14 protein-coding genes and 5 pseudogenes are annotated in these 19,625 nt (G+C 71.4%); 10 read left to right on the top strand and 9 right to left on the bottom strand.

The window, feature by feature from the left end; genetic code table 11:
* Positions 1–15: 15 nt before the first annotated feature.
* Entirely contained in the window at positions 16–813 is a 798-nt protein-coding gene (locus tag MTP03_RS20095) for a crotonase/enoyl-CoA hydratase family protein (RefSeq protein WP_248489693.1), read from the bottom strand.
* Positions 814–930: 117 nt separating this feature from the next.
* Between MTP03_RS20095 and MTP03_RS20090 the strand changes: the two are divergent.
* Both MTP03_RS20090 and MTP03_RS20085 read left to right on the top strand, forming a co-directional pair.
* Positions 931–2,033, top strand: a pseudogene (locus MTP03_RS20090) (NAD(P)H-dependent flavin oxidoreductase).
* Positions 2,034–2,037: 4 nt separating this feature from the next.
* Positions 2,038–2,534: pseudogene (locus MTP03_RS20085) on the top strand (pyridoxamine 5'-phosphate oxidase family protein).
* Here MTP03_RS20085 and MTP03_RS20080 read toward each other — a convergent pair.
* Positions 2,506–3,615: an LLM class F420-dependent oxidoreductase gene (locus MTP03_RS20080; RefSeq protein ID WP_248489692.1), complete on the bottom strand. Its 1,110-nt coding sequence runs from the start codon at positions 3,613–3,615 to the stop codon at positions 2,506–2,508. The pseudogene MTP03_RS20085 and the gene MTP03_RS20080 sit on opposite strands and share 29 nt — an antisense overlap.
* Before the next feature lie 45 nt (positions 3,616–3,660).
* Here MTP03_RS20080 and MTP03_RS22945 point away from each other — a divergent pair, with 45 nt between their 5' ends.
* From MTP03_RS22945 to MTP03_RS20070, 3 genes and pseudogenes are all read left to right on the top strand, one after another.
* Positions 3,661–4,101, top strand: coding sequence for an aldehyde dehydrogenase family protein (locus MTP03_RS22945; RefSeq protein ID WP_256465179.1), 441 nt, complete (start codon positions 3,661–3,663; stop codon positions 4,099–4,101).
* Positions 4,098–5,240, top strand: a complete 1,143-nt coding sequence (locus MTP03_RS20075) for a succinic semialdehyde dehydrogenase (protein ID WP_256465178.1) — start codon at positions 4,098–4,100, stop codon at positions 5,238–5,240. The genes MTP03_RS22945 and MTP03_RS20075 overlap by 4 nt, the downstream gene beginning before the upstream one ends.
* 31 nt (positions 5,241–5,271) lie before the next feature.
* Positions 5,272–6,839, top strand: a pseudogene (locus tag MTP03_RS20070) (ATP-dependent DNA ligase).
* Here the strand turns inward: MTP03_RS20070 and MTP03_RS20065 are convergent.
* From MTP03_RS20065 to MTP03_RS20050, 4 genes and pseudogenes are all read right to left on the bottom strand, one after another.
* Positions 6,775–8,348 (bottom strand): annotated as a pseudogene (locus tag MTP03_RS20065) (AMP-binding protein). The pseudogenes MTP03_RS20070 and MTP03_RS20065 sit on opposite strands and share 65 nt — an antisense overlap.
* A 1-nt stretch (position 8,349) precedes the next feature.
* On the bottom strand, positions 8,350–9,993 hold the full coding sequence (locus MTP03_RS20060; protein ID WP_248489691.1) for a GMC family oxidoreductase: 1,644 nt from the start codon (positions 9,991–9,993) through the stop codon (positions 8,350–8,352).
* A complete protein-coding gene (locus MTP03_RS20055; RefSeq protein WP_248489690.1) occupies positions 9,990–11,072 on the bottom strand; it encodes an acyl-CoA dehydrogenase family protein in 1,083 nt (360 codons plus the stop codon). Before MTP03_RS20055 ends, MTP03_RS20060 begins: the two co-directional genes overlap by 4 nt.
* 15 nt (positions 11,073–11,087) lie before the next feature.
* Positions 11,088–12,269, bottom strand: coding sequence for an acyl-CoA dehydrogenase family protein (locus tag MTP03_RS20050; RefSeq protein WP_248489689.1), 1,182 nt, complete (start codon positions 12,267–12,269; stop codon positions 11,088–11,090).
* Positions 12,270–12,389: 120 nt separating this feature from the next.
* On the opposite strand from MTP03_RS20050, the gene MTP03_RS20045 reads away from it, so the two are divergent.
* The 3 genes from MTP03_RS20045 to MTP03_RS20035 are packed head-to-tail and all read left to right on the top strand — an operon-like array spanning position 12,390 to position 14,750.
* Positions 12,390–13,280, top strand: a complete 891-nt coding sequence (locus MTP03_RS20045) for a 3-oxoacyl-ACP reductase (RefSeq protein ID WP_248489688.1) — start codon at positions 12,390–12,392, stop codon at positions 13,278–13,280.
* A 9-nt stretch (positions 13,281–13,289) separates the two neighbouring features.
* The gene (locus tag MTP03_RS20040; protein ID WP_068626488.1) at positions 13,290–14,051 is read left to right on the top strand and encodes a glucose 1-dehydrogenase; all 762 of its coding nucleotides are present in this window, start codon (positions 13,290–13,292) and stop codon (positions 14,049–14,051) included.
* Entirely contained in the window at positions 14,052–14,750 is a 699-nt protein-coding gene (locus tag MTP03_RS20035) for a nuclear transport factor 2 family protein (protein WP_248489687.1), read from the top strand.
* Between the two features lie 49 nt (positions 14,751–14,799).
* Here the strand turns inward: MTP03_RS20035 and MTP03_RS20030 are convergent, their stop codons facing one another.
* The 3 genes from MTP03_RS20030 to MTP03_RS20020 are packed head-to-tail and all read right to left on the bottom strand — an operon-like array spanning position 14,800 to position 17,384.
* Positions 14,800–15,552, bottom strand: a complete 753-nt coding sequence (locus tag MTP03_RS20030; RefSeq protein ID WP_248489686.1) for an IclR family transcriptional regulator — start codon at positions 15,550–15,552, stop codon at positions 14,800–14,802.
* A 36-nt stretch (positions 15,553–15,588) separates the two neighbouring features.
* The gene (locus MTP03_RS20025) at positions 15,589–16,152 is read right to left on the bottom strand and encodes a TetR/AcrR family transcriptional regulator (RefSeq protein WP_248489685.1); all 564 of its coding nucleotides are present in this window, start codon (positions 16,150–16,152) and stop codon (positions 15,589–15,591) included.
* A gap of 5 nt (positions 16,153–16,157) precedes the next feature.
* The gene (locus MTP03_RS20020) at positions 16,158–17,384 is read right to left on the bottom strand and encodes a cytochrome P450 (protein ID WP_248492313.1); all 1,227 of its coding nucleotides are present in this window, start codon (positions 17,382–17,384) and stop codon (positions 16,158–16,160) included.
* 203 nt (positions 17,385–17,587) lie between these two features.
* On the opposite strand from MTP03_RS20020, the gene MTP03_RS20015 reads away from it, so the two are divergent.
* A complete protein-coding gene (locus tag MTP03_RS20015; protein ID WP_248489684.1) occupies positions 17,588–18,496 on the top strand; it encodes an acetaldehyde dehydrogenase (acetylating) in 909 nt (302 codons plus the stop codon).
* Positions 18,493–19,541 (top strand): annotated as a pseudogene (gene dmpG / locus MTP03_RS20010) (4-hydroxy-2-oxovalerate aldolase). The gene MTP03_RS20015 and the pseudogene dmpG overlap by 4 nt, the downstream one beginning before the upstream one ends.
* The last annotated feature ends 84 nt before the right edge of the window (positions 19,542–19,625 follow it).

Raw genomic sequence — 19,625 nt, 5'->3', positions numbered from 1 at the left:
CATCGTTCAATCGGGTCAGCGGCCTTCGAAGACCGGGGTGCGCTTCTCGGCGAAGGCGCGCGGGCCCTCCTTGGCGTCGCGGGAGAGGAAGACGGGCAGGCCCTCCTTCGCGTCGATCGCGAAGGCCTCCTCCTCGTGCATGCCCTCGGTCGCGCGCATGGTGCGCAGCATCGCCTGCACGGCGAGGGGGCCGTTCGCGTTGATGAGCTCGGCCAGTTCGAGGGCCTTGTCCAGCGCTCCGCCGTCGGGCACGACGTGCCCGATCAATCCGTACTCCTTAGCCTCGGCGGCGGTGATGTGCCGGCCCGTGAGCAGGAGGTCCGCCGCGACGGTGTACGGGATCTGCCGGGGCAGGCGGACGGCGGAGCCGCCCATCGGGTAAAGGCTCCACTTCGCCTCGGAGACGCCGAACTTCGCGCTCTCGCCGGCGACGCGGATGTCGGTGCCCTGCAGGATCTCCGTGCCGCCGGCGATGGCGGCGCCCTCGACCGCGGCGATGAGCGGCTTTCCGGGGCGGCGGCCCTTGATGAGGCCGGGGATCCGGGCCGGGTCGAAGGCGCTGCCCTCCTTCATCGCCTCGCCCGGGCTCGACTTCGCCATGTTCTTCAGGTCCGCGCCGGCGCAGAAGGCGCCGCCCGCGCCGGTGAGCACGGCGCTGCGGATCCCGGGGTCGGCGTCGATGCGATCCCAGGCGTCGCTGAGGATCTGCAGCATCTCGCCGGTGAGCGCGTTCTTGCGCTCCGGCCGGTTCATGGTGATGAGCAGCGTGTGGCCGCGCTGCTCGACGATCGCGTGCGGGGCGTCATCGGTCATGGCGAAAGCTCCTGGTTCGAGGACCTCGCCGAAACGAGGATCGGCAAATGCGGGAATCCGCTTCCCAGGAACAGTAACAGGTTCTAGTTTGGAGGAAAGAAGTCTTCAGGAGGATTCATGCGCACACCCCTGTGCGACGACCTGGGCACCCAGTACCCGGTCATCGCGTTCACCCCGTCGGAGCACGTGGCCGCGGCGGTCTCCAGGTCCGGCGGTCTCGGCGTTCTCGGCTGCGTCCGCTTCAACGACCCCGACGAGCTCGACGCCGTCCTCGACTGGATGGACGTCAACACCGACGGCCGGCCCTACGGCGTCGACATCGTCATGCCCAACAAGGTGCCCACCGAGGGCAGCGCGGGCGATCTCACCGAGCTCATCCCCGCCGAGCACCGCGCATTCGTGGAGCGCACCCTGCGGGAGCTCGGGGTGCCGGAGCTGCCCGACGGTGCCGCCGGCGCGGGGGTGCTCGGCTGGCTGCACTCGGTGGCCCGATCGCACGTCGACGTCGCACTCAAGCACCGGATCTCGTTGATCGCCAACGCCCTCGGCTCGCCGCCGAAGGACGTCATCGACGCCGCGCACGAGCACGGCGTCAAGGTCGCCGCGCTGGCAGGTCGCGCCAAGCACGCCCGTTCGCACGTCGACAACGGCGTCGACATCGTCATCGCGCAGGGCTACGAGGCGGGCGGCCACACCGGGGAGATCGGCTCGATGGTGCTGCTGCCGGAGATCGTCGACGAGGTGGGCGACGACGCGACCGTCGTCGCCGCGGGCGGTATCGGCTCCGGCCGGCAGATCGCCGCGGCCCTGACCCTCGGCGCCGAGGGCGTGTGGATGGGCTCGTACTGGCTCACCACCACCGAGTACCTCGAGACGCACACGAAGTCGCAGACCATGCAGGACGCCCTCGTCGCGGCGACGAGCGCCGACACGGTGCGCACCCGGATCTTCTCGGGCAAGCCCGCCCGCCTGCTCAAGACCCGCTGGACGGACGCCTGGGAGCAGCCGGGGGCACCGTCGGCCCTGCCCATGCCCTGCAGAACCTACTGGTGGGGGAGGCGCACAGCCGCATCCATGCCTCGGGTGATCCCTCGGTCGTCGCGATGCCGGTCGGCCAGATCGTGGGCCGGATGAACGCGGTTCGCCCGGTCGCCGAGATCATGGCCGAGCTGGTCGGTGAGTTCGAGGATGCCGTTGACCGACTGAACCTGGCACGCTGATCCCATGGGAACCAATCAGCGCGGCCAGATCCAGATGACCGAGGCGGAGATCGAGGACTTCCTCGAGCGCAGCCGCACCGCCACCATCGCCACCCTGGGCGCGAGCGGGCGCCGCACCTCGTCGCCATGTGGTACGCCGTGATCGACGGCGACCTGTGGATCGAGACCAAGGCCAAGTCGCAGAAGGTTGTGAACCTGCGCCGCAACCCCGTCATGAGCGCGTCGATCGAGGCCGGCCAGTCGTACGACCAGCTCCGCGGCGTCACCGTCGAGGGCACCGCCGAGATCGTCGAGGGCGAGGCGACGGTGCGCGCGGTCTGCGAGCAGGTCTACGAGCGCTACTTCGGCCCGTACTCCGACGAGCTCAAGCCCGCCATCGACGAGATGATGAAGAAGCGGGTCGCCGTGCGCCTGCGCGGCGAGCGCGTGCGCTCCTGGGACCACCGCAAGCTCGGTATGCCTGCGATGCCCGTCAGCGGCAGCACCGCGGCGCACCTCTAGGACGATCTCCGCGAAACTCGCGGCCCCGGTGTCGATCGCACACCGGGGCCCTCAGCGCCAGGGTCAATTCCGGGCGGCCTCGGCCAGGGCGCGCAATGTGGGCTCGTCGCGGACGCCGCTGAACAGCACCGTCGTGACGGGAGTCCCGCCACAGCGCGAGGCGTTCGGAGATCCGGTCGATCGGCCCGAGCAGGGCGATGGAGTCGGCGAGCTCGTCGGGGACGGCGGCGATGGCGCCCGCGCGGTCGCCCGCGAGGAACTTCTCCTGCACGGCGACCGCGGCGTCGGCGAAGCCGAGCCGGCCGATGAGGTCGAGGTGGAAGTTCGTGGACTTGTGGCCCATCCCGCCGATGTAGAAGGCCAGCGGGATCTTCGCCTGCGTCAGCGCCGCGTCGAGGTCGTCGGAGACGATCACCGAGACCGTCGCGGCGATCTCGAAGTCCGCGGATCGACCGGCCAGGGACGCGCCGAAGACCGACTCGACCTGCTGCGGGTCGACGAACAGGGGCAGCCAGCCGTCGGCGATCTCGGTCGACAGCGCGACGTTCTTCGGCCCCTCCGCGCCGAGGAAGATCGGGATCCGCGGCCGCACGGGCAGGGCGATGGACTTGAGCGGTTTGCCCAGTCCCGTGCCGCCCGGCAGCGGTAGCGGGTAGTGCGGGCCGGCGCTGGTGACCGGCTCCTCCCGGGCGATCACCTGGCGCACGATGTCGACGTACTCGCGGGTCCGGGCGAGCGGTTTGGGGAACGGATTCCCGTACCAGCCCTCGGCGACCTGCGGCCCGGACGCGCCGAGGCCGAGCACCATGCGGCCGCCGGACAGCCCGTCGATCGTCAGGGCGTGCATCGCGGTCGCGGTGGGTGTGCGCGCGGGGATCTGCGCGACGGCGGTGCCGAGTTTGATCCGCTTCGTTCGGGATCCGTACCAGGCCAGCGTCGAGAAGGCGTCGGAACCGTATGCCTCGGCGGTGAAGACGTAGTCGTAGCCGAGCTCGTCGGCGGCGACCACCGCTGCGGTGTGGTCCTCCGGCCCACGGGTCCAGTAGCCGAGGTTGATGCCCAGATTGAGATCGTTGACCATTCCTCGAATCTAGAACAAGTTCTAGGGTTTGGGTTACAGTTCGGTATGGCTTCGCCCACGCAGATCGACAGCACCCTGCCCGCGCGCGTCACCGACGAGCTGATCGAGCGCCTCACCGCACTGGTGGTGGCCGACGGCAGTCGCGAACCGTTCACGATGAGCGAGGTGTTCACCGGCGCCGCCATCGGCGCGCTCCCGCAGTCCACCCCGAGCGACGTGGTCGCGGCCTTCGCCACCGCCCGGGAGGTCCAGCGGCAGTGGGCGCAGCGGCCCCTCGAGGAGCGCCTTGCCGTCTTCCGGCGCCTGCACGAGCTGATCCTCGAGAACAACGAGCTGCTCGTGGATCTCATCCAGAGCGGCACCGGCAAGAACCGGCGGATGGCCTTCGAGGAGTCCTGCGACGTCCCGATGGTGATCAGCCACTACCTCAAGTCCGCCCCCAAGCTGCTCCGCTCGCGCCGCCGCGGCGGCCCGTCCCCGTGGTGAGCAACTCGGTGGAGCTGCACCGCCCCAAGGGCGTCATCGGCGTGATCGCGCCGTGGAACTTCCCCTTCGCGATGGCCCTCTCCGACGCGATCCCGGCCCTCATCGCCGGCAACGGCGTGGTGCTCAAGCCCGACAACAAGACCGCGCTCGCCGCGCTCTACGGCGTCGAGCTGCTGCGCCGCGCCGGCGCGCCGGACGGCCTGTTCCAGGTGGTCTGCGGGCAGGGGCCGGACGTCGGCCCCGCCCTCATCGACGAGTCGGACTTCGTCATGTTCACCGGTTCCAGCGCCACGGGCGTCACCGTCGGCGAGCGGGCCGGGCGCAACCTCATCGGGTGCAGCCTCGAGCTCGGCGGCAAGAACCCGATGATCGTGCTCGACGACGTGGACCTCGACGAGGCGATCCCGTCGGCGATCTTCGCGGTCTTCGCCAACGCCGGCCAGGCGTGCATGCACATCGAGCGGATGTACGTGCACGAGAGGATCTACGACGAGTTCTCGCGACGTTTCGTCGCCGCCGCGGGCGCCCTCAAGCTGGGCGCGACCTACGACTTCGAGCCGGACATGGGCTCGCTGGCCTCGCCCGACCAGCTACGCCGGGTCTCCGCGCACGTCGAGGACGCGCGGGCGAAGGGCGCCACGGTGTTGTGCGGCGGGCGGGAGCGGACCGACGTCGGCCCCGCCTTCTACGCGCCGACGGTCCTCACCGGCGTCACCCCGGACATGCACCTCGCGTCCGCGGAGACCTTCGGGCCCGTCGTCGCGCTGTTCCGGTACTCGAGCGACGACGAGGCGATCCGCCTCGCCAACGACACCCGCTACGGCCTCAACGCCAGCGTGTGGGGCAAGGACCTGCGCCGCGCCGCGCGGATCGGCGCGCAGCTCGAGGCGGGCAATGTCAACGTCAACGACGGCTTCGCCGCGTCCTTCGCGAGCAAGGGCACCCCGTCGGGTGGCTGGAAGGCCTCGGGCGTGGGCGTGCGCCACGGCGACGCGGGTCTGCTCAAGTACACGGACACCACCAACCTCGCGACCTTGAAGCAGCAGGTGTACAACCCGCGCCCGGGGCAGAGTTACGAGCAGTACGCCCAGCAGACCAAGCAGGTGCTGCGCTGGATGCGCAAGCTGCGCATCCGCTGAACCTGTCGGACCCGTGCGCGACAATCGGCACGTGTTGTTCGCCGAGGTCGTCGCCCTCTCCGCCGAGGTCGCGGGCACGCGATCGCGCACCGCGAAGGTCGCCGCGCTCGCCGCGGTGATCCGCGCCGCCGGGCCGGGGACGTGCGCCCCGTCGTCGCCTGGCTGTCGGGGGAGTTGCTGCAGGGCCGCCTCGGCGCCGGATGGCGCACCGTCGCGCGGACCGTCGACGCTCTCGAACCCGCCACGGAGCCGTCCCTGACGGTGGACGAGGTCACCGCCGCACTCGACGAGCTGGCCGGGACGTCGGGCGCCGGGTCCGTCGCCCGACGGGACGCCGTCCTCACCGGGCTGTTCGGGCGCGCGACAGCGGCGGAACAGCGGTTCCTCGTCGGGCTCATCACCGGCGAGCTGCGCCAGGGTGCCCTCGCGGGCGTGGTGACCGATGCGGTGGCGCGCGCCGCGGAGGTGCCGCTGGAGACGGTGCGCCGCGCGGCCATGCTCTCCGGATCGCTGCCCGACACCGCCGCCGCGGCCCTGCGCGGCGGCGCTGAGGAGCTCGCCGGCTTCGTCCTCGAGGTGTTGCGCGGCGTCTCGCCGATGCTCGCCTCGCCGGCGGACGGTGTCGCCGCCGCGCTGGCCGACCTGGGACCGGAGGTGAGCGTCGAGTTCAAGCTGGACGGCGCCCGGATCCAGGTCCACCGGCTCGGCGACGAGGTGCGCGTCTACACCCGCACGCTCCGCGACATCACCGACGCCGTGCCCGAGATCGTCGCGCTGGCACGGGAACTCCCGTGCCGGTCCGTCGTACTCGACGGGGAGTCGCTGGCCCTGACCGATGCCGGCCGGCCTCGGCCCTTCCAGGAGACGATGAGCCGGTTCGGATCGTCGGAGTCCGGCGAGACGGTGCTGCGGCCGTACTTCTTCGACTGCCTGCATCTCGACGGCCGCGACCTGCTGGACGAGCCGCTGTCGGTCCGGCTCGACGCGTTGCAGTCGGTGGCGGGCGGGCTGCGCATCCCCGCGCTGGCCCGGCCCGCCCCGGACGAGGCCGCCGCCCACTACGAGGCCGCCCTCGCCGCGGGGCACGAGGGCGTCATGGTCAAGGCGCTCGCCTCGCCCTACGCCGCGGGCCGCCGCGGCCGCGCGTGGCAGAAGGTCAAGCAGACCCACACGCTCGACCTGGTGGTGCTGGGCGCGGAGTGGGGCTACGGCCGGCGCACCGGGATGCTGTCGAACCTGCACCTCGGCGCCCGCGACCCGGACGGCGGCGATCCCGTCATGGTGGGCAAGACCTTCAAGGGGCTCACGGACGCGCTGCTGCGGTGGCAGACGGACGAATTCCCGCTGCACGAGCGTGATCGGGACGAGCACACGGTGTACCTGCGGCCGGAGATCGTGGTCGAGATCGAGCTCGACGGGGTGCAGGTCTCGCGCCGGTACCCCGGCGGCGTCGCGCTGCGCTTCGCCCGCGTGCTCCGCTACCGGCCCGACAAGACCGCGGGCGAGGCGGACACGATCGACGCCGTGCGCGCGCCTACCCGGGTAGCGGTGCGGTGGCGTCGATCCCGTCCGCGGCGAGAGCGCGGCGGAGCACCTTGAACGACGGGGTGCGCGGAAGCTCGTCCACGATCCGCCAGCGGCGCGGGTGCTGTCGTGGGCCGAGATCCGGCTGCGCGCGCAGGAAGGCGGCGAGCTCCGCGGGGTCGAGCTCCGCGCCGGGCGCGAGGACGAGCGCCGCCGCCACCTGATCGCCGACGCGATCCGGCAACCGTAGACCGCGGCATCCGCGACGGCGGGATGGCGCAGCAGCGCCCGCTCGATCGGTGCAACGCCCAGGTTCTCCCCGCCCACCCGCATCCAGTCGCCGGTGCGGCCGGCGAAGTGGACGTAACCCGCTTCGTCGACGTACGCCAGGTCGCCCGTGCGGTAGACGCCGCCGTCCGCGCGCGCGGCGTCGGCGGCGGGATCGTTGTAGTAGCCGGAGAATCCGCCGGTGCCGGCGGTGTTCACCAGTTCGCCGATCGCCTCGTCGGCGTTGAGCAGGGTGCCGTCCGGGGCGGTCTCGGCACGCGGGCACTCGATCGCCGTGCCGGGCCTCCAGACGGCGACACCGTCGGGCAGGGGGCCGAGCGCGCCGGACGGGGTGTCCGGGGTGCGGGCGATGGCGACGCCGTTCTCCGACGAGCCGTAGCCGTCCTGGACGTGGCAGCCGAAGCGCCGGGAGAAGGCGGCGATGTCGTCGGCGCGGCCCTCGTTGCCGTACAGGACACGCAGGGAATTGTCGGCGTCGTCCGGGCGTTCCTCGGTGGCGAGGATGTACGACAGGGGCGTGCCCACGTAGTTCGCGTAGGTGGCGCCGTACCGCCGCACGTCACCGAGGAAGCGTGAGGCCGAGAAGCGTTCGGCGAGAGCGATCGTCGCCCCGGCGGCGAGCGCAACCGCCCAGCCCGCGAGCAGCGCGTTCGAGTGGAAGAGGGGCATCGCGATGTACGCGGTGTCGGCGCCGCTGAGGCCGAACCGCTGCGCCAGCATGATTCCCGCGCTGGTGAACTTGCCGTGCGTGGCCCGCACGGCCTTCGGTTCGCCGCTGGTGCCGGAGGTGAAGACGAGGGCGAGCAGGCTGTCCGCGGTCACCTCGGCACTCGGGAGCGGGGCGCCCGCGTGTGCGCCGAGGAGCGCGGCCCACCGCGGACCGTCGAGGTCGATCACGGGTACGCCGAGGTCGAGGCCGTCGACCAGCGCCGCGTGCCTGCCCTGCGTGAGCACGACCCCGCAGTCGGCGAGCGCGGCGTCCCGGGCGAGGGCCTCGCCGCGGCGGGTGGGATTGAGCCCCACGACGACCGCCCCCGAGAGCGCCGCGGCGCCGAGCAGCAGTGAGAACTCGGGGACGTTGTCGGCGAGCACGCCGACGTGTCGGGGCGCAGCTCCGCCACCGTTGCCGCCTCCGGCGGCGTCGGGCAGCAGCTCCCGCAGGACGGACGCGCGGACCGCGGACGCCGCGACGTGCTCCGCCCAGCTCCACGTCCGGTCGCCGGCCCGCAGGCCCGCGCCGGGATCGTCGGCGCGCGCGCGGAGCAGGTCGGCGACCGTAGGGAGCGGAGCCGTCATGTCAGGCGCCGAGGAACCGCGCGCACATCTCGCCGATCATGTACGACGGCGCGTTGGTGTTGCCACCCGTGATCGACGGCATGATCGAGGCGTCCGCGACGCGCAGGCCCTCGACGCCGATGACCTTGAGCTCCGGGTCGACGACGGCACGCTCGTCGGTGCCCATCCGGCAGGTGCCCACCGGGTGGTACACCGAGTGCACCCGGTTCGGGAGCTCGCGACGCAGCGCGGCGTCGTCCATGTAGGCGGCGCCGGGGGTGAACTCCTCGCTGACCATCGGTGCGACCGACGGGTGGCGCATGACCTCGCGGATCATGCCGATGCCCTCCATGAGGACCTCGGTGTCCTGCGGATCGGAGAGGTATCCGGGGTCGATCAGAGGCTGCTCCAACGGATCCGCCGAATTGAGGCGCAGCTCGCCGCGGCTCTGCGGGTAGATCAGCGTGGGCAGGATCGTCAGGCCCGGGCGGGGGTCCACCATGTGCAGCTTGTCGGCGTCCTGGTTGGGCGTCGGGTAGTTCCACGGCAGGCAGTGGATCTGCAGGTCGGGGATGTCCTTCGCGTACGACGTGCGCACGAAGGCGGCGGCGTCGAAAACCGTGTTCGCCATGAAACTCTCACCGGGGCTACGCCACTCCTTCGCCAGGCCCTTCGCGAAGTAAGCAGGAGTGCCCTTGTGCACCGCGTCCTTCATCAGGAAGGTCAGCGGGACGAAGAGATGATCGTGCAGGTTCTGCCCCACAGGGAGGTCTGCGTGGACGTCGATCCCCTTCTCCCGCAAGTGCGCGCCCGGGCCGATGCCGGACAGCATGAGGATCTGGGGGGTGCCGATGACGCCGCCGGAGACGATGACCTCGCGATTCGCGCGGATGGTGGTGACGGAGTTCCCGTCGAGCACCTCGACGCCCGTGGCGCGGCCGTTCTCGATCACGACCCGCTTGACGTGCGCGTTCACGTGCACGCGCAGGTTCGGCCGCGCGCCGCGGAGGTAGCCGTGCGCGGAGCTGAACCGCGTTCCGCCCGAGGCGCTCTGCTGGAAGACGCTGACGCCCTCCTGGGAGGGGCCGTTGTAGTCCTCGATGACCGGCGTGTCCAGGGCGGAGGAGAGGGCCTGCATGTACGACCGGGTGGCCGCCGTGAGGTGTTGCTGGCGCGTGACCTCGATGGGGCCGCCGGTACCGCGGAGGTCGGTCGCGCCGTCCTCCCAGTTCTCGAGCCGCTTGAATGCCGGGAGGACCCCCTCGTAGTCCCAGCCGGTCGCGCCCTCGGCGGCCCACGAGTCGTAGTTCGCGCGGTTGCCGCGCACGAAGAGCATGCCGTTGATCGAACTCGAGCCGCCGAGGATCTTGCCGCGCGTCATCGGGATCCGGCGATCGTTGGCGAACTTCTGCGGGACCGAGTACTGCTTCCACGCGACCCGGGCCTTGAGCTGCGGCACCGTGTGCACCATCGAGATCATCCCCGGTACCTGGGCGAGCCGGGTGTTGTCGTTGCGGCCGGCCTCGAGCAGTGCGACGGTGGCGCCGGTGTCGGCGAGGCGGCCCGCCACTACGGAACCCGCACTGCCGGAACCGATGACGATGTAATCGACGGCCTCGTTCGGCGCGAGCGCGGTGGTCGCGGTCTTGTACGGCTTGCGGATCATGCGGGGTTCCTTCCGGCGAGGGTCGCGCCGAGGGCGCGGAGATGGGCCGTCGCGCCGCCGAGCGCGAACTCCGCGCGCTTGGCCGCCACGAAATAGCGATGGGTGGGGTGATCGGTGTCGATGCCGATGCCGCCGTGCACGTGGACGGTGGTGTGCGCCACCCGGTGTCCGGCCTCGGCGGCCCAGAATTTGGCGGTGGCGATCTCGGCGGCCGCGTCGAGTTCCACGGACTCGCGCCAGGCCGCTTCGAGCACGGTGAGGCGGACGGCCTCGACGTCGATGTACGCGTCGGCGAGGCGCTGTCGGACGGCCTGGAAGCTCCCGATCGGCTTGCCGAACTGCTCGCGCGTGCGGGCGTAGTCGGCGGTCATTTCCAGGGCCCGCTCGGTGATGCCGGCCTGCAGGGCGCACCAGCCGATGGTCGCCAGGCGGCGCGCGCGGGCGGGCGCGCCGTCTCCGGCCAGCCGGGCTTCGCGCGGCAGCGGTACGGCGGCAGCCTCCACGAGCGCGGCGTCGGAGCCGTTCACCACGTGCTGCCGGGTGATGCTGATGCCCTTGGCGTCCCGGGGGAGCACGAACAGTGCGGGTCCCTCCGGCGTGGTCGCCTCGATGAGCAGGGTATCGGCGAAGGCGGCGGACGAGACCGCGGTCTGGGCGCCGTTGAGCCGCCACCCGTCGGTGGAGTTCGTCGCGGTGAAACCGGTGTGCTCGTCGCCGAAGACGACCGCGATGGTGTCCTCTCCCCGCAGGACGGGGACGAGCCATTTCTCGATCTGCTCGGGCGTGCCGTACGCGGCGAGGGTCTCGGCGCCGACGAGGACGGTGTCGAGGTACGGCGCGGGGGCGACGGTGCGTCCGAGCTCGGCGAGCACCGCGGCGTGCGCGGTGACGCCGAGGCCTCCGCCGCCGACCGACGCGGGCAGCGCGGCATCGAGAACGCCGGACCGGGCGAGCACGGCCCACAGCTCGCGGCAGAAGCCCGAATCGCCGGGGCTGGGATTCTTGGCGGACCAGTCCTCGGCGATGCGCCGGGTGAGGGCGGCGAGGTCGGTCTGTGCCTCGGGAACGGTGAAGTCCATGGGTGCCTCCTTCGCTCAGCGGCTCACGGGCAGGTGCAGTCCCGCACCCGCGATCAGGTCGCGCTGGATCTCGTTGGTGCCGCCGCCGAAGGTGAGGATCAGCGAGCTGCGGTGGAGCCGCTCGATCCGGCCCCGCAGCAGCGTGCCCGGCGACTTCGCGCGGACGATGCCCGCGCTGCCGAGCACCTCCATCAGGAGCCGGTATCCCTCGGTGGCGTATTCGGTGCCGAAGACCTTGGTGGCGGAGGCGTCGGCGGGGCCGAGCTCGCTGTGGTCGGCGGCCCAGGCGATCTTCCAGTTCCGAAGCTTGAGGTACTGGGCGTGTGCGTAGACGCGGGCGAGGTGGGTCTGCACCCACTCGGCGTCGATCACCCGCGTGCCGTCGGCCAGCTTCGTGTTCTGCGCCCAGTGCCGCACCTGCCGCTCCGAATCGAGCAGGGGCGCGGCCGAGGTCAGGGCGACACGCTCGTGGTTGAGCTGGCTGGTGATGAGCTTCCAGCCGCCGTGCAGATCGCCGACGACCGAGGTGACCGGGACGCGGACGTCCTGGTAGTAGGTGGCGGAGGTGCCGGGGCCGGCGACGGTGTGCACCTTCGTCCAGGAGAATCCCTCGACGTCGGTGGGCACGACGAGGATCGAGACCCCGCGGTGCCGCTGCGCCTCGGGATCGGTCCGCGCTGCGAGCCAGATGTAGTCCGCGTACTCGATGAGCGAGGTCCACATCTTCTGGCCGTTGATGACGAAGTCGTCGCCGTCGCGGACCGCGCGGGTGCGCAGCGCGGCGAGGTCGGTGCCTGCCTCCGGCTCGGAGTAGCCGATGGAGAAGTGGGTCTCGCCCGCGGCGATGCCGGGCAGGAGCTCGGCCTTCTGCTCCGCGGTGCCGCCGGCCATGATGGCGGGGCCCACGGTGTTCACCGTGAGGAAGGGGACCGGCACGCCGGCGACGGCGGCCTCGTCGGTGAAGATCAGCTGGTCGAGCATGGGCCGGGCCTGGCCGCCGAACTCCTCGGGCCAGCCGATGGCGAGCCACCCGTCCTTGCCGAGGGTGCGGGTGATCTCCTTGTAGACCTCCCCGTCGCCGTACTCGCCGCCCGGCCCGAGGAGCGCCTCGCGGCGCTCGGGCGTCATCAGCTGGGCGAAGTACGCGCGCAGCTCGGCGCGCAGCTCCTGCTGTTCCGGCGCATAGTCGATCCGCATGGCGTCACTGTAGAACAAGTTCTAGAAAAGTGGAACGAAACCGCGCTCTCGGCAGTATTTTCCTGTGGAGAGGGAGCGCATGCTCCGCAGTGAACAGGTTCTTACATCGAAGGGTGGCACATGACGCAGGCAGAGGTGGCGAACCTGGACGGCAAGGTGGCGATCGTGACCGGTGCGGGGGCCGGCCTGGGTCGCGCCGAGGCGCTGGCGCTCGCCCGTGGCGGCGCCGCCGTGGTCGTGGGCGACGTCTCGCCGTCGGCCGAGGAGGTCGTCGCGCAGATCCGGTCCGACGGGGGCCGCGCCGAGCTCGTGCTCGGCGACTCGGGAGACCGGGAGACGGCCGACGCGCTGATGGCCGCCGCCGACGGACTGGGCGGGCTGCACATCGTGGTCAACAACGCGGGCTTCTGCCGCGACAAGATGATCTTCTCGATGACCGACGAGGAGTTCGACTCGGTCGTGCGGGTGCACCTGCGCGGGCACTTCCTGCTCTCGCGCAATGCGTCGGCGTACTGGCGCGACGCGGCGAAGGCGTCGGGCGGCGAGGTCTACGGCCGCGTTATCAACACTTCGTCGGAGGCGTTCCTGTTCGGCTCCGTCGGGCAGCCCAACTACGCCGCCGCGAAGGCCGGCATCGCCGCGCTCACCATCGCCACCGCACGCGGCCTCGGCCGGTACGGCGTCCGCGCCAACGCCATCTGCCCCCGCGCCCGGACCGCCATGACGGAGGGCGTCTTCGGCGACGCCCCCGACGGTGCCGTCGACCCGCTGTCCGTCGACCACGTCGCGCGCTTCGTGCGGTTCCTCGCGGGGCCCGAGGCCGAACGCGTGAACGGGCAGGTCTTCGTGGTGCACGGCGGCATGGTCGCTCTGATGGCGCCGCCGAGCCTGGAGGCCCGCTTCGACGCCGACGGCGGCCAGTGGGACGAGGCCGGCCTCGCCGCCGCCGTGGGCGGCTACTTCGCGGACCGCGACGACCGCATGTTCGTCGCAGCACAGTTGGAAGGCTAGGAGTTTCGCATGGCACGACTGCAGGGGAAGCGGGCGCTGGTCACGGGCGCCGCACGCGGACAGGGCGCCGCGGTCGCGCGGCGGTTCGTGGCGGAGGGCGCGCAGGTGCTGCTCGGCGACGTGCTGGACGAGCAGGGTGAGGCGCTCGCCGCCGAGCTCGGGGACGCCGCGGTGTACCGGCATCTGGACGTGACGAGCGAGGACGACTGGGCCGCCGCGGTCGCCGCGGTGCAGGACGGTTTCGGAGGGCTCGACGTCCTCGTCAACAACGCGGGCGTGCTCTTCTTCTCGGCGCTCGAGCAGACCGCCCTCGCCGACTACGAGCGGGTGATCCGGATCAACCAGTTCGGCTGCTTCCTCGGCATGCGCGCCGCGGTCGAGCCGATGAAGGCCGCGGGCGGCGGGTCGATCGTCAACACCTCCTCCGTCGAGGGCCTGGGCGGCATGCCCTACCTGACCGCCTACACCGCCAGTAAGTTCGCCATCCGCGGGATGACCAAGTCCGCGGCGATGGAGCTGGGGCAGTACGGCATCCGCGTCAACTCGGTGCACCCGGGCATGATCGACACCGCGATGGTGGCGGATGCACTCGGCGGGAACGAGCCGCCCACCGACTGGCTCAAGCAACGCCTGCCGATCGGGCGGCAGGGCAGCGCCGACGAGATCGCGGCACTGGTGCTCTTCGTCGCGTCCGATGAGGCGAGCTACAGCACCGGCGCCGAGTTCGTGGCCGACGGCGGCGCCACCGCGACGCACGCGCTGAAGCTGTAGATGCCCGGCACGGAAGCGATCCGGCGGGTGGTGGAGGCGTCCCCCGCCGCGGTCGCCGCGCACGACAAGGACGCCTGGACAGCTCTGTTCGCCCGCGATGGCGCCGTCCACGACCCGGTGGGACCGCCGCCGCAGACGGACCCGGCCGCGATCGCGCGGTTCTACGACATGTTCATCGCGCCCAACCGGATCGTCTTCGAGGTGGAGCACGACCTGATCGTCCCGGGCGAGGGCACCGGCCTCATGATCCGCGACCTCACGGTGCACACGACGATGAGCACCGGCGTCACGCTGCACATCCCGATGCACCTGCGGTACACCGTGACCGACGGTCCCGACGGTCCCGACGGCGCCGCCATCACCGGCCTGTACGCGCATTGGGAGCTGCGCGGCATGATCGCGGCGCTGCTGCTCTCCGGCCCGCGTGGGCTCGCCGCCGGCGCGCTCCTGGGTCCCAGGTTGTTCCGCACCCTCGGGGCCTGTGCCGCTCTGGGGTTCCTCGGCGGCGTGCGCGGGGTGGGCGGCAGGGGCCGCCGCCGGGCGGTGGCCATGCTGAACGGGCGCGGCCTACGGACGGGCAAGGTCCTCGCCTCGGGCCGGACCGTGACCGCCACCGTCTACGACGGTGACCGCCGCGGCCTCGCCGTCGTCGACTTCGCCGGCGCTGAGCCGACGCTCACCCTCCACCTCCCCGATTGAACGATGTTCTGGAGAACGCGACCTGCGGAAATGCTCTCCAGAACGTCGTTCAATCGGCGCCGGCGACGCGGGAGAGGGTGAGGGCGGCGGCGCGGACGGCGGGGGCGACCCGTTCGGGGCGCATGCGGTTGCTCCAACCCGCGACCGAGACCGCGGCGAGCGGCGCACCGTCGGGACCGAGGACCGGACATGCGACGCAGACGGTGCCGTTGCCGGACTCCTCACGCTCATAAGCGATCCCGTCCGCACGGATCCGGATCAGCTGGCGGCGCAGGAGCGCGGGCGAGGTGATCGTGCGCGTGCTCAGGCGCGGCAGGCCCGCCGCGATCACGCCGTCGACCACGGCGTCGTCGGAGAACGCGAGGATGGCCTTGCCGACGCCCGTGGCGTGCGCAGGCATGCGGCCCCCGACCCGCGACGGCAGGTCCGGCGCGTCGGGCCCGGGCAGGACCTCGAAGTAGACGACCTCGGTGCCCTCGAGGCGCGCGAGGTGGACGGTGTTGCGGGTGCCGGAACGCAGATCGGCGAGCACCGGCCGGGACGCGTCCACGAGATCGCGGTGGCCAGTGGCGAGTTGACCGATCTCGAAGAGTCGCAGCCCCAGCCGCAGATCCGTGCCCGATCGCTCCAACAACCCTGCGGCCACGAGATGCCCGGCCAGGCGGTGCACCGTCGACTTCGGTAGCGCCGTGCGCCGCGCGAGCTCGGACACGCCGAGCCCGCCGTCGCCGGGACGGTACGCCGACAGCAGGGCGGCGATCCGGTCGACGGTGGCGCCGTCGTTCCGCTCAGCGGGACACATGCGTCCAGTGTGCCAGCTCCGGCACCGTCGGGGCGCTTATCCGTGGGCGATCGGCCCGACGAATCGGACGAGGAGCTCGTGCTCGTACTCGGCGCTCGCGCCCGGGTGCGCGAGCAGACCGACGATGACCCGCACGACCCAGTCGAAGACCTGCGGGTCGTCGAGGGCCGGGAGGTCGGCCGCGACGCGCGAACGCGACGCCGCCGCGGCGAGCGCGCCCGCGTTCTCGGCGAGGACGGGACCGACGGCGAAGTCCTCCGAGGCGAACCAGGCGAGCAGCTCCGGCCGGTCTCGCACGTACGCCACTGCCGCTTCGATCACGGCGACGAGCCGATCGGGGGCGGGTCCGGACGGCGGCTCGGTCGACGCGAGATGATCGAGGGCCCTGGACATCTCACGGAGTACGTAGGCGGACCGTAGCAACTCGCGGTTGGCGAAGTAGCGGTAGAGCGTGGCCCGGGAACAGCCCGCGGCCCGCGCGATGTCGTCCATGCCCACGGCGGCGACGCCGCGCTCGGCGAACAGTGCCGAGGCCGCATCGAGGATGCGCTCCTCGGCGTCCGCCCGCGCGGACTGCGCCCACGTGTTCGGCCCGGCCACACCGGTCATCGTAGCGACACCGGCACCGTCGTCGGGCGCCGGACGTAGGCGCCGGGCGCCCACCGGACCCCGTCGAGATCCACCTCGAGGTGGGTCGTCCTCGCGACCAGCTCTTCGAGCGCGACCCGCGACTGCATGCGCGCGGCGGCGGCACCGAGGCAATGGTGCGGCCCCTGCGCGAAGGTGAGGATGTGACGGGGTCGCCGGGTGATGTCCAGCTGCTCGGCGTCCGGGCCGAACACGCGCTCGTCCCGGTTGGCCGAGCCGTACAGCAGCAGCACCCGGCGGTCCGCGGGGATCGTCGCGCCGTCGAGGTGGACCTCGCGGGTAGTGGTGCGGGCGAGGCCCTGGACGGGGGACGTGAGCCGCAGGAACTCCTCGACGGCGTCGGGAATGAACGGGGGATCGTCGCGGATCATCCGCTGTTGTTCGGGGTGGTGTTCGAGCAGTTGTATTGCGCCACCGAGCATTCCGGTGGTGGTGTCGTTGCCGCCGGCCACCATGGTGAACGTGAAACCCAGGATCGGGACCACGCCGGCGACATCACCGTCGGCGCCGATGCCCGCGGCGACGAGGTGGGAGACGACGTCGTCCTCCGGCTCCGTCCGGCGCCGCTCGATGAGCTCGCCGAAGTAGCCCATGAGCTCGCCCACCGCCTGCGCGGCGCCGGCGACGACCGAGCTGATGTCGCCGCCGCCGGAATTGGCGGCGACGATGCTGTCGGTCCAACCGTCGAAGCGGTCCCGGTCCTCCGCGGGCACGCCGAGATAGTGGGCCACGACCATTGACGGCAGCGGCTTGAACAACTCGGCCACGATGTCGCCCCCGCCCTGCTCCCGGAGGCGCTCGATCCGCTCGACCACGAACGCGCGCACCGCAGGCTCGACGGCCTCGACCTGGCGCGGGGTGAAGCCGCGCGCGACAAGGCGCCGGAACTCGGTGTGCACCGGGGGATCCTGCATCACCATCGGCGGATCGTCCTGCAGTCCGATCTTCTCGAGGTCGCCGTAGTGCAGCGTCAACCCCTGGGCGGACGAGAAGGTCTCCGGGTCGCGGACCGCGTTCCACACGTTCTCGTGGCGCGGCAGTACGTAGTATTCGAGCTCCTCGCCGTCGAGGGGGTCGGCACGATGGACGGCGCCCGACGCGCGGAGCGCGGCGTACAGGGGGAAGGGGTCGCGCCAGGTGTCGGAGTTGCGCGGGACGAAGACGGGGCTGTGGGCGAGGGACATGACTTCTCGATTCCGGTGCGTCATGGTGATCTCCATGTGAGACGAAGATTGATGTATGTCTCAAAATTAAGTCGAGAAGCCCGGTATGTCAACGGTGACGATCGCACCCTGCGCAGAATCGGCGAGGGGACCTGTGTGTGGGCGTTCCGTTCAGCGGGACACGCGTGTTGGAGCGTGGGCCGGCACGAGCGCAGGGTAGTGACATGACGGAGAAAGTGACTGCGGCCATCGTCGGGCCCGGCAACATCGGCACCGACCTGTTGGCCAAACTGCGACGGAGTGAGCACGTGAACGTGCGGTACATGGTGGGCGTTGACCCGGAGTCGGACGGCCTCAAGCGCGCCGCCGAGCTCGGGCTCGAGACCTCGGCGGAGGGCGTGGACTGGCTGCTCGCGCGGCCCGAGCCGCCGCAACTGGTCTTTGAGGCGACTTCGGCGAAGGCGCACCGCGCCAACGCGCCTCGCTACGCGGAGGCGGGCATCGTCGCCGTGGATCTCACGCCCGCGGCCGTCGGCCCGCTGGCCTGTCCGGTGGTGAACCTCGAGTCCCAGCTGGACGCGCCCAACGTCAACATGATCACCTGCGGCGGGCAGGCGACGATCCCGATCGTGCACGCGGTCAGCCGCGTGACGCCGGTGAGCTACGCGGAGATCGTGGCCTCGGTGTCGTCGCGGTCGGCCGGCCCCGGCACCCGGGCGAACATCGACGAGTTCACCGAGACCACGGCCCGCGCCATCGAGGTGGTCGGCGGCGCGGCCAAGGGCAAGGCGATCATCATCATCAACCCGGTGGAGCCGCCGATGATCATGCGCGACACCGTGTTCTGCGCCATCGACCCCGATGCGGACCGCGACGCGATCACCGCCTCGATCGAGAAGATAGTGGCGGACGTCCAGGTGTACGTCCCGGGCTACACGCTGAAGGCGTCACCGCAGTACGACGAGCCCCGGCCCGGCTGGGAGGGCAAGGCCCGCGTCGCGGTCTTCCTGGAGGTCGCGGGCAACGGCGACTACCTGCCCACGTACGCGGGCAACCTCGACATCATGACCGCCGCCGCAGCGCGCGCCGGCGAGCTGCTCGCGCAGCGCATCCTGGCAGGAGTGAAGGCATGACCGGCATCAACGGCGACCTCTGGAGCGACCCGAACCGCGACGTACGCATCGTCGACACGTCCTTGCGCGACGGGTCCCATGCGATGGCCCACCAGTTCACCGAGCAGAACGTGCGCGACACCGTGCGCGCGCTCGACGACGCGGGCGTCTCACTCATCGAGGTGACCCACGGCGACGGACTCGGCGGCAGCACCTTCAACTACGGCTTCTCGCTGGTCGACGAGCGCAAGCTCATCGCCGCAGCGGTCGACGAGGCGCAGCAGGCGAAGATCGCCGTGCTCATGCTGCCTGGACTCGGCACCGTCGAGGACATCCGGATCGCGGCCGACCTCGGAGCCGGCGCGCTCCGGATCGCCACGCACTGCACGGAGGCCGACGTCTCGATCCAGCACTTCGGCGCGGCGCGGGGCTCGGCCTGGAGACGGCGGGATTCCTGATGCTCTCGCACATGTCCACGCCCGAGACGCTGGCGCAGCAGGCGCGGATCATGGCCGACGCCGGTTGTCAGTGCGTCTACGTCGTGGATTCCGCGGGCGCGCTGATCCTCGAGGACGCGGGCGAGCGGGTCGCGGCCCTTGTGGCCGAGCTCGGCGAGGATGCCCAGGTGGGCTATCACGGCCACCAGAACCTCAGCTTCGGCGTGGCCAACTCGGTCCTCGCGCACCGCGCCGGTGCGACGTGGATCGACGGCTCACTGCTCGCCCTGGGGGCCGGTGCGGGGAACTCGCCCACCGAGATCCTCTCCGCCACCTTCGAGAAGCTCGGCGTGCGCACCGGCACCGACAAGGACGTCCTCATGGCGGCCGCCGAGGACGTGGTCAAGCCCTACATCACCCGCCTGCCGGTGATGGACCGCAGCTCGATCGTGCAGGGCTATGCGGGCGTCTACTCGAGCTTCCTGCTGCACGCCGAGCGCGCGGCCGAGCGGTACGGCGTCCCCGCGCACGAGATCCTGTACGAATGCGGCCGGCGCGGCTACGTGGGCGGCCAGGAGGACATGATCATCGCGATCGCAGTGGAGATGTCCGCGGGGCAGAAGGTCTGAATGGATGGCTCGGCCGACGGTGCCCGCGCGCACCGTCGGGCCACACCCTCGACTTAACAGCGTTAGCCCATACCGTCACCTGCG

Source organism: Tsukamurella sp. PLM1 (assembly GCF_023168325.1).
Classification (GTDB): Bacteria; Actinomycetota; Actinomycetes; order Mycobacteriales; family Mycobacteriaceae; genus Tsukamurella.
This window is presented reverse-complemented; position numbering and strand designations above follow the sequence as displayed.

Bases quoted from the DNA above. Each gene is read 5' to 3' on its own strand.
- MTP03_RS20095 (WP_248489693.1), bottom strand. From the start codon at position 813: ATGACCGATGACGCCCCGCACGCGATCGTCGAGCAGCGCGGCCACACG.
- MTP03_RS20080 (WP_248489692.1), bottom strand. From the start codon at position 3,615: ATGGTCAACGATCTCAATCTGGGCATCAACCTCGGCTACTGGACCCGT.
- MTP03_RS22945 (WP_256465179.1), top strand. From the start codon at position 3,661: ATGGCTTCGCCCACGCAGATCGACAGCACCCTGCCCGCGCGCGTCACC.
- MTP03_RS20060 (WP_248489691.1), bottom strand. From the start codon at position 9,993: ATGATCCGCAAGCCGTACAAGACCGCGACCACCGCGCTCGCGCCGAAC.
- MTP03_RS20055 (WP_248489690.1), bottom strand. From the start codon at position 11,072: ATGGACTTCACCGTTCCCGAGGCACAGACCGACCTCGCCGCCCTCACC.
- MTP03_RS20050 (WP_248489689.1), bottom strand. From the start codon at position 12,269: ATGCGGATCGACTATGCGCCGGAACAGCAGGAGCTGCGCGCCGAGCTG.
- MTP03_RS20045 (WP_248489688.1), top strand. From the start codon at position 12,390: ATGACGCAGGCAGAGGTGGCGAACCTGGACGGCAAGGTGGCGATCGTG.
- MTP03_RS20040 (WP_068626488.1), top strand. From the start codon at position 13,290: ATGGCACGACTGCAGGGGAAGCGGGCGCTGGTCACGGGCGCCGCACGC.
- MTP03_RS20035 (WP_248489687.1), top strand. From the start codon at position 14,052: ATGCCCGGCACGGAAGCGATCCGGCGGGTGGTGGAGGCGTCCCCCGCC.
- MTP03_RS20030 (WP_248489686.1), bottom strand. From the start codon at position 15,552: ATGTGTCCCGCTGAGCGGAACGACGGCGCCACCGTCGACCGGATCGCC.
- MTP03_RS20020 (WP_248492313.1), bottom strand. From the start codon at position 17,384: ATGTCCCTCGCCCACAGCCCCGTCTTCGTCCCGCGCAACTCCGACACC.
- MTP03_RS20015 (WP_248489684.1), top strand. From the start codon at position 17,588: ATGACGGAGAAAGTGACTGCGGCCATCGTCGGGCCCGGCAACATCGGC.